The following is a 6,875-nucleotide window of genomic DNA, read 5'->3' as shown; positions in this document are numbered from 1 at the left end:
AGGTGACGATGCGCGAGTTCGACGCGATCTGCCCGCCGCCAGTGCGGGAGTTTGGCGCCGAGGACATTAGGCGCCTACGGGAGACGCTGAAATTCAGCCAGCCGGTGTTCGCGCATCACCTGCACACCTCGGCCTCGACCGTGCGCAAGTGGGAGCAAGGTGAAACCCGACCCGCTGGCCCGGCGCTGAAGCTGCTCAACATCATCGCCGACAAGGGGCTCCGGGCGATCCTTTGATTGATCTGCGTTTTCTGCCATAACCACCTAATTTCAGTTACGATCTTTTACGCTATCAAAACGTCGATGGAGGTGACAGATGGCAGAGAAAAGGAACGTGTTTATCAGCCATGTCCATAAGGACGATCATGGGCTCCAAAAGCTCAAAGATCTGCTGGCTCCGAAAGGGATGGATGTAAGGGACTCCTCCATCCATACAGGAAAGTTCAACAACGCCACGGATGAGCATTACATCAAGACGCAGATTCTGGCCCCAGCGATAAACTGGGCGGGCGTATTTATTTGCTACGTCTCACCCCAGACGAAAGATAGCGACTGGGTGACCTGGGAAATCGAATATGCAGCCAAGCAAGGCAAACGTATTGTTGGCATCTGGGAGCATGGTGAGAAGGAATGCGACATTCCTGAGGCACTGAAAGAATACGCCGATGCCTTGGTCGGCTGGAATGGTGACTCAATCATTGATGCGATCAACGGAAAAGATACATGGGAAAAACCCGACGGTGGCGCCTGTGATCCGGTTCCTCTGAAAAGGCATCCCTGCTGATGGCACGTGTCCACTCCTACGTGGTGCGGTACGACAGTGGTTTCGCACCCAATCCCTTTTACGAATACTGCACGCTTGCAACCTGCAAGCCAAATATCCGCAAGGGCGCTGACATCGGTGATTGGGTGGTAGGCAGTGGCAGCAATGATCGAAGTGTTCGGCGAGGCGGGTATCTGGTTTATGCGATGCAAGTCACCGAAACGATGACATTTGATGAATATGGGGCAGATCCACGGTTTGAATCTAAAAAGCCCTATCGCAACGGTAGTCGGAAGCAAAGTTGCGGGGACAATATCTACTTCAGAGCCGCACCAGCGGCCGTCTGGCAGCAACGAGATTCCTTTCACTCTCGCCCCGATGGTTCACTTAATCCTGATCACGTCACTCGCGACACGGGTGTAAACAGGGTTCTCATCAGCAATGACTTCGTGTACTTCGGAGGAGAGGGGCCGGAGTTCCCGGAAGAGCTAAAAGACCAGCAAGGCCGGTCTCTATGCAAAACAGGAATAGGTCTAACTACTTTTGACGATCCAAAACTGATTGCGAACCTAGAGCAATGGGTTCGTAGCTTTGGGCTGAATGGATATCAGGGCGCTCCATTCGAATGGCTGACGCTTCGGAGGTAACCGATGCACAAGGAAGGTTCTCTGCTGCTTTCGGACTACGCTTCGGAAATTGCAGCTACGGATGTACTCAGTCCAACCGATTTCAATCCTGTCCTTCAAGGGCTTTATGGGGAAGTCGGTGGAATAATGTCTACTGTCAAAAAACATGTCCGGGAAAAATCTGCGTACCCTGGTTTCAGAAGGGCGGCGGAAGAAGAATTCGGTGATACGCTTTGGTATTTGGCTGCGATCTGCCGGCGCATGCAAGCTCCACTTGAAGATATCTTTGCCGAGGCGGCGAATCACGGGAACTTCAAGAACATAGGGGCAGCAAGCGACATAGCCGAAGGTGCATTCGCTTACATCGCCATGCCTGTGGCGGCCCCTGCGTCGTTGGACATTACCTTGGTACGCTTGGGGCAGGCGGCCGCAGCTCTGCTGGGAAGTGGGCCTGCGCGCAATGACGTGGTCACCTTCGCGCGAGCCTATCTCGATGCAATCCATGCCGCAGAGTTGGCGTTCTCGGACGTAGCGCGGGGGAACCTCCGGAAAGCTAGGGGTGCATTCTTGGAGCCACAGGCGGTTGACCTGATTGGCCTTGATTTCGATAGCGAGTTTGGAATAGAAGAGCAGCTCCCTAGAGAGTTCAAGATCCGAGTCAATCAACGCGGTAGCGGCAAAAGCTATCTCCAATGGAATGGCGTATTCATAGGTGATCCCCTGACCGACAACATCGCTGACCGAGATGGCTACCGATTTCATGATGTTTTCCATTTTGCATATGCAGCCATCTTGCATTGGTCACCTGTAATACGGGCATTGATCAAGCACAAGCGAAAGAGCCAGTCCAAATATGATGAAGAGCAAGACAGCGGCCGGGCAATCGTCGTTGAGGAAGGGCTTACGGCATGGATTTTCTCTAGAGCCAAGGAATTAAACTATTTTGAGAATCAAGAAAAGGTTTCCCTTGGGATTCTCAAAACCATTGAAGAGTTTGTGAGTGGCTATGAGGTTGAGAAGTGCCCGCTAAAGCTTTGGGAAAAAGCCATCATGGACGGATATTCCGTATTCCGTCAAATCAAGAAAAATCAAGGCGGCTGGATCATCGGCAACCGAAAAGAACGCACCCTACAATATATGCCGCTTGAGTCTTAAGAATGAAAATCCACCCCTTTGTTGAATCAGTTTCCTCGCTGCAATTTGAGGACTGCTTCAATCCTTATTCTGATCGCTGTGAAGTTCATGATCGTCGAGACGCGCCCCGCCGCCGCGCCGCCGCACTTTCCGCATTATTGCGTCGCGCTTCAGAGGAGCCTGTAGATGCGATTTGGATCGGTCGAGATTTGGGGTATCGCGGAGGCCGCCGAACTGGGTTGGCCCTGACTGACGATGTTCACATGAGCCAACATGCCAAACGTTGGAATGTCGATCTGGCTCCAGAACGGCCCACAGTCGGCAATGCCGTAGCCGAGCGAACCGCTGCGGTTATATGGGGAATGCTAGAGCACATTGATGCTCGCATCTTTCTCTGGAATGTTTTCCCACTTCACCCTCATGAATCAGGGGATCCGTTCACCAACCGGCAACACAACGCCCGTGAAAGGCGAGCCGGCGAAGAGCTACTACAACAGCTCATCGTTCTGCTTCGTCCCTCGCGCATCGTCGCCATCGGCAACGATGCTGCCGCAGCCGCTCATCGAATCACGGATAGCGTGCCTGTTATCTGCGTGAGGCATCCGAGCTATGGCGGACAGACGCAGTTTCAAGGGCAAATCTCTGAACTGTATGGACATCCAATGAAGACTGGATCGCTGTTCTGACGAATTGCTCCAGCATTTTAGCGAGCGGATACCGCCCCTTCTATCCAACTCGCCAGGTTTTCACTGATGCAGCGACTGAAAGAGGCTCTGACGCTGGTGGAGGTGCGCACACTGGATCACGTCGTTGTGGCCGGGCAGGAAACAACTTCATTTGCAGAGCGAGGGCTATTGTGAACCGAGGGGGCTGCACAGGCGGCCCCATTTTTTTATTCGCTCCATCAAGCTTACTGAACGCAGTTACTGCAAAATTTCCCGGCTAATCCACAGGCAGAAGCTTTCGACGAAATAAGCTGGAATAGGTTCGGTCGCGTGAAAAAATTGGATCATATTCTCCCTGTTGATAAATTATTTTGGCGGCGGCCCCTGTTGTTGAAAGCGGGAGCACTGTAGCTTTGGGATGGTGTTCGACGAACAATTTATGCTCCTCATAGATCCCCTCCATGCCGCCGACGAACACCGCTGCGCTGAAACGGCGGCTTTCGATCATTGCTTGCCTCATGGCCGTCAAACTGGCTTCTCTGTTGCCATCAACCGCTGGCACCATATGCACGTCGACGAACTCCGCTAGCTCAGGAGGCAATCGACCCTCAAAAAGCTTACTTTGGTAAATCGCCACCCTGTTGCGGTCAAGGTTTGCCTCGCGGGAAAAGAGAGCCAATAGCGGCGTTATCGCCGGATGGCCGCCGCACGTGATTCGTCCAATCGGCAACACTACTTCAACCAAAGCCTTGATTGCTTCCCGTATAGCAAGAACATCGGCGGTGTCGAAAAATACCCGATTGCGATCAGGCAAAGGCACGCTGGCAGATAGAAATATATCTATCATGCGGTGAGCTCCTTCAGAAGTTGTGGCGCCTTCGACATTTGCACGGCCCGGATCGGCAAATACGAGTCAAGCCAATCTAGGTGAGAGAGCCACGTTCTCAGTACACCTCTATTGTCGTAAATCACCCATATTTCTCTCGTCTCAACAGTGGGGTTGGTAATGGCTTCGAACACTTCGTTGATGCGATCAGCGGTTGGTATTCCCACTGCCGGTACGATCGCCAGCGTTCGATTGGACTCGGTTTTGAGAGAAATCCAGCCTTCAATCTGAACACTTGGATCAAGTCCCTCGTCGCGGGCGGCGTCGCAAAAGTTATCGACCAAATATCGGTGGCGGGCGGCAATTGCTGGTGCGCGTAGCCGTTCGACCTCGTCGCAAATTCTCGTCACCAATCCCTTCGTGGCCCAACGCCCCCGCATTGGAATAAATCCAAAGAAGTCCCGACGCCTAAGCTTCATGAAGTGGCTGAAGGACGATGCAGGGTCTTCCTTTTGCCCCGGCCATAGTAGGTGCAAGATTTGCACATTGGTCGCGTTTGCGCGCGCCAATTCTTCAGCCGTCCAACGACCTTCTCTGAAGCCAGGTGTGTCGATCAGCACCACGACATCGGAATCCGACATCCTGTGCCAGAGTTGTGATTGGAAATCTGCGGCTGGAGGCACTGACCTCACGTCGATGAAAACGTCAAAGCCACGAGCATCGAGCGCATCGTACAACCGATCGGCCAGCGGCTGAGACCCTGTTCGTTTGTAACTGATGAAAAGTCGTCGCTCACGTCGCAACAGCCTAAATGTCTCAAGGACTAGCGTAACGAGGCGGGTGATGCCTTCATCGTTGGTGCCCAATACAATAGCATTGACATGTCTGAGCTGCGGCGGAATTTCTGCATGAACCTGGGACAAATCCGAAACGACCGGAGCGATAACGATCGAGTCATCAATCAACTCCGTCACAAGTGCGGTATCGGCAGTGCTTTCCGACGAGCCGAAAAATACTGCCATCACCGGCGATTTTAAGCTGCGGTTAGAGGCGTTGGCATCGCTGAGAAACGTAATTGCGTTGCTCGGAATCCCGAGCCCCTGAAGCGCCAGATCAACGCTACGGCGGAGGCGAGTGTCATGCCCATGGACCGCACCCAGCAGGATAAGCTGGTAGGGTGATCTCATGCTTGAGTTCTCGCTCATCGGCCAGCCATTCCCGCAGCAGTTTCAATCCATCCGCCAATATTTTTCCTGCCATCCTGGCCTATGAAATCGTAACTCAGGCAGTGATTTGACAGTTGGACTACGCTATTCGTTTTTGGTGCTGTGAACCACAGATCACCCTCAGGAATCGCAAGCGTGTAATCTGCGTAGGCCACCCACTTTCCGTCCTTCCACTCGGCGAGATATATGCCGCGATCGGTTCTATAAAGTCCCATCTGCGCCAATGGATCAGCACCCTTTGTAGATGTCGCTTTGTCTTTATTCTGGACACCGTGAATGAAAACGGTTAGCAAGCCGTTTCCCTTGATAACACTGCGAGCAATTTCGTAGCGCACCCATCGCCGTGACCATGTATGGGTTCCAGCAAGGACACAAGTTACCGAAGTATTCTCCAACCCCTTGCGGAGAAAAGTCTTTAGTGCATCGTCACTCTCTTTTTTCGATGCCTCAAACACGCTGCTGTCAAAGAAGCCCCGGCTTTCCTCATCGGATTCCTTCACAACCCAACTGTTGCGGACATTCCAGGCGCGCCATACATCAGGCTCATAGTGAAAAGAAAAGAATGTTCTGCGTGGCATTTTGACTCCATCTATTACACTAAACCCAGGCAAATTTGGATGTAGGTGACCCGCATCCTCCACAGCAAACGACACCTCGCAGGATGCAATTCAGATATTGCCGGTTCATCGTGCCTTTATAGCGTCGCTGACCCAAGTTTCAATATTCGACTTGATGTAGTCATACACATTGGTGCTGGTGGTGTATGGCGGATCGTAGACTTTACCCGTGACAGCTTCTCCATCAACGGTGAGGCCTGTAAACGGATTAGATCCTTTCGACGACTGATTTCCGTCTGAGTCTTTCAGATTGTGGACATGGATGGCGAGTACACCCAGCCCGTCCTTCCAGGCTTTCTTTATCTCGTGTTTGACCCAGCGGCGGCTGGCAGTCTTCTCGCCCACAAGTACGACAAGGCATTCTTTGCCTTTCATGTTGTCGGCGATCCATTTTTTGATGGCATCATCGCCTGCTTTCTTGATTTCTTCCCATTTGTTCGAATCCAGTAGAGGCTGTTTTTCGATAGCTCCGATTTGCCGAACTTGCGACACGCGCCAACTATCCTGTTTATAGTGAAAGCTCAGAAAGCATTTATTCGCCATGACTTATCTCCATTTGTCGTTGGTGCTTCGATGAAGCAAATCTCGAATTGAGGATTGCGATAGTTATTTAACTGAAGTCGTAATTAATCGCTGGCTTGAAATACTTTCTTGTAAATTTCCTTACAAATGATAGCTGAAAGTGTGCGCCTGCGTCTCCGCTTCGCGGACCGCGCTGCTCCAGGTTCGCTATTCGCTCATCCCTGACGGGACTGGCATTCGCCAGCCTTCCACATCCCTGACGCCTCCGGCCCGGCTTCCAGCTTCGGGCCTGCGCGCTTCGCTTGCGTGCGGTCAGCACAAAGGGATGGCCGTTGCCTTGTCCAGCCGTCTCCCCTGACTTCATCACCTTACCCGCGACCGTAGCCCGCTCCCGTGTGCCGTCAAGGCGCGCAGGGCCGTGTCCTCGGCTGCGCCTGCGGGCCGCACCAACCCTGCGCTTGTCTCCTTGACGGCCCCCGTCCGCGCGCTCCTTTGGC

9 protein-coding genes and 1 pseudogene are annotated in these 6,875 nt (G+C 52.8%); 6 read left to right on the top strand and 4 right to left on the bottom strand.

Translation table 11 applies throughout. The features are described 5' to 3' along the window. The 6 genes and pseudogenes from APY03_RS25830 to APY03_RS40590 all read left to right on the top strand — a co-directional run. Positions 1 to 236 (top strand): helix-turn-helix domain-containing protein (locus APY03_RS25830; RefSeq protein WP_232324410.1); only part of this gene is annotated, 236 nt, incomplete at its 5' end. Positions 237 to 315: 79 nt separating this feature from the next. Further along, on the top strand, positions 316 to 783 hold the full coding sequence (locus APY03_RS25825) for a TIR domain-containing protein (RefSeq protein WP_028240167.1): 468 nt from the start codon (positions 316 to 318) through the stop codon (positions 781 to 783). Beyond that, the gene (locus APY03_RS40600; protein WP_033045760.1) at positions 783 to 1,409 is read left to right on the top strand and encodes a hypothetical protein; all 627 of its coding nucleotides are present in this window, start codon (positions 783 to 785) and stop codon (positions 1,407 to 1,409) included. Before APY03_RS25825 ends, APY03_RS40600 begins: the two co-directional genes overlap by 1 nt. A 3-nt stretch (positions 1,410 to 1,412) precedes the next feature. After that, a complete protein-coding gene (locus tag APY03_RS25820; RefSeq protein WP_028240166.1) occupies positions 1,413 to 2,543 on the top strand; it encodes a nucleoside triphosphate pyrophosphohydrolase family protein in 1,131 nt (376 codons plus the stop codon). Between the two features lie 2 nt (positions 2,544 to 2,545). Then, the gene (locus APY03_RS40595; RefSeq protein ID WP_071534888.1) at positions 2,546 to 3,208 is read left to right on the top strand and encodes a uracil-DNA glycosylase; all 663 of its coding nucleotides are present in this window, start codon (positions 2,546 to 2,548) and stop codon (positions 3,206 to 3,208) included. 60 nt (positions 3,209 to 3,268) lie between these two features. Beyond that, positions 3,269 to 3,382 (top strand): annotated as a pseudogene (locus tag APY03_RS40590) (JAB domain-containing protein); the annotation flags it as partial. A gap of 82 nt (positions 3,383 to 3,464) precedes the next feature. Here the strand turns inward: APY03_RS40590 and APY03_RS25815 are convergent. The 4 genes from APY03_RS25815 to APY03_RS40580 form a co-directional block, all read right to left on the bottom strand. Further along, the gene (locus APY03_RS25815) at positions 3,465 to 4,034 is read right to left on the bottom strand and encodes an SLOG domain-containing protein (protein ID WP_033041349.1); all 570 of its coding nucleotides are present in this window, start codon (positions 4,032 to 4,034) and stop codon (positions 3,465 to 3,467) included. Beyond that, on the bottom strand, positions 4,031 to 5,200 hold the full coding sequence (locus APY03_RS25810) for a toll/interleukin-1 receptor domain-containing protein (RefSeq protein WP_158407679.1): 1,170 nt from the start codon (positions 5,198 to 5,200) through the stop codon (positions 4,031 to 4,033). Before APY03_RS25810 ends, APY03_RS25815 begins: the two co-directional genes overlap by 4 nt. A 14-nt stretch (positions 5,201 to 5,214) precedes the next feature. Next, complete coding sequence (locus APY03_RS40585; protein ID WP_033041352.1) at positions 5,215 to 5,817, bottom strand: TIR domain-containing protein; 603 nt, start codon at positions 5,815 to 5,817, stop codon at positions 5,215 to 5,217. Between the two features lie 105 nt (positions 5,818 to 5,922). Further along, positions 5,923 to 6,399, bottom strand: a complete 477-nt coding sequence (locus APY03_RS40580; RefSeq protein ID WP_033041353.1) for a TIR domain-containing protein — start codon at positions 6,397 to 6,399, stop codon at positions 5,923 to 5,925. Positions 6,400 to 6,875: the final 476 nt, after the last annotated feature.

The organism is Variovorax sp. WDL1, assembly GCF_001541225.1.
Taxonomy (GTDB): domain Bacteria; phylum Pseudomonadota; class Gammaproteobacteria; order Burkholderiales; family Burkholderiaceae_C; genus Variovorax.
Note: the sequence above shows the minus strand (reverse complement) of the source record. Positions and strands in the feature narration are given on the sequence as shown.

Excerpts from the sequence above, each read along its gene's own strand:
- APY03_RS25815 (WP_033041349.1), bottom strand. The coding sequence starts at position 4,034 with ATGATAGATATATTTCTATCTGCCAGCGTGCCTTTGCCTGATCGCAAT.
- APY03_RS40585 (WP_033041352.1), bottom strand. The coding sequence starts at position 5,817 with ATGCCACGCAGAACATTCTTTTCTTTTCACTATGAGCCTGATGTATGG.
- APY03_RS25825 (WP_028240167.1), top strand. The coding sequence starts at position 316 with ATGGCAGAGAAAAGGAACGTGTTTATCAGCCATGTCCATAAGGACGAT.
- APY03_RS25820 (WP_028240166.1), top strand. The coding sequence starts at position 1,413 with ATGCACAAGGAAGGTTCTCTGCTGCTTTCGGACTACGCTTCGGAAATT.
- APY03_RS40600 (WP_033045760.1), top strand. The coding sequence starts at position 783 with ATGGCACGTGTCCACTCCTACGTGGTGCGGTACGACAGTGGTTTCGCA.
- APY03_RS25810 (WP_158407679.1), bottom strand. The coding sequence starts at position 5,200 with ATGAGATCACCCTACCAGCTTATCCTGCTGGGTGCGGTCCATGGGCAT.
- APY03_RS40595 (WP_071534888.1), top strand. The coding sequence starts at position 2,546 with ATGAAAATCCACCCCTTTGTTGAATCAGTTTCCTCGCTGCAATTTGAG.
- APY03_RS40580 (WP_033041353.1), bottom strand. The coding sequence starts at position 6,399 with ATGGCGAATAAATGCTTTCTGAGCTTTCACTATAAACAGGATAGTTGG.